Consider the following 1,291-nt stretch of genomic DNA (forward strand, 5'->3'; position numbering starts at 1 on the left):
CCACCGCCCTGATATTCGCCCTGATAAGGCTGCCCATAACCGCCGTAGTTGCCACTATTCATGTTCATGGGACCACCATGCGGCCCATTGAAATTCATGCCACCCGCATCCCAAGGGCCTTCTGATCCCTGCATGGGGCCACCATAGCCGCTAAAGGGTCCGCTGTTGCCATTCATGGGCCCGCTATAACCGGACCAAGGCATGCCACCACCGCTCCAGGGCATCCCTCCACCACCACCGCTCCAAGGCATAGGACCCCAGGCATACGCCGGGGCAGCGATCATGAAGCCCGCCATACCGACACCCGCCATTAAAGCCAAAGACCGCATTTTCCGGCTCATTGGTGTTTTTTTCAATGATTTCATCACATTTGCCTCCATGTTCGTTATAAGAAACCCTCGATTCTGTTGGTTTCCAGAACCCGCCACGCCATCGGCAATTTCAGCAAGCTTTATCAGCAAACAACGTGCCAGAAGTTAATCTCTTGTTTTATATGGGATGAAGTTTTTCAGGAATGGACCCTGCCGCAACAGAAAATGGCTTAGTGGGTTGATATATATGTTTATATTATAAATGTTGCAGTATGAAAAATTGCAACGCTTCATATAACAATTCTTTCAAGGTGACGATTTCAGAAAATATAATGTGATAGGAATCCATTTAAAAAAAGGGAGATCAAGTGATCTCCCGAATCTAGAGGTGACAAACAACGCTAAAATGGCATGGGTGATTTACGCCGGTATTGGCTTGTGGGCCGTGCCGTCAAAAAAGGGAGATAGGGACATCTCCCAAATGGCGGGAGCGCACAGTAATGACCCATGAAATGCCTCTTTTATCCGAACTGATTTTTGCGCATGGCCCAACTCATGATCAGCATGCCCAACCCAAAGGCGGCCGAGAAACCGATGATGATCCAACTGTATATGGACGAACCGGCTTGCGGAGCCAATGCGAACAGAAACTGGAGGGCTACCGCCAGGGCAAGATAGGCGCCAGAGCCAATAATCAGCACGAGTTCCTTGTTTTTAATGTTGCGGATCACCCAGACCCCTTCGAGAATACCCGACAAGGCCACCCAGACGAATACGGTCAGAAGAATGTAGAGGGTGGAGCCCGCACTCAGATCCCAATAGATGACGATGATGCCTGCGGCAATGCCTAACAGACCTTTAAAAATCACGGCCAGACGGGTCCATATCCCATCAATTTGCTGACTGATGGCCACCCGGAGGGCATAAGCACCATCAAACAGCACGTAAATGGCAAAAAACCAGACCAATAACGGAATCGT

General features: G+C 49.7%; 1 protein-coding gene and 1 pseudogene. Both read right to left on the reverse strand.

The genetic code is table 11. The features are described 5' to 3' along the window. A pseudogene (locus HJG40_RS14370) lies at nt 1-365 on the reverse strand (hypothetical protein); the annotation flags it as partial. Between the two features lie 467 nt (nt 366-832). Then, nucleotides 833-1,291, reverse strand: a 459-nt coding sequence (locus tag HJG40_RS14375; RefSeq protein WP_215864833.1) for a hypothetical protein, incomplete at its 5' end; no start/stop codon positions are given.

Source organism: Acidithiobacillus concretivorus (assembly GCF_018853445.1).
GTDB classification, from domain to species: domain Bacteria; phylum Pseudomonadota; class Gammaproteobacteria; order Acidithiobacillales; family Acidithiobacillaceae; genus Acidithiobacillus; species Acidithiobacillus concretivorus.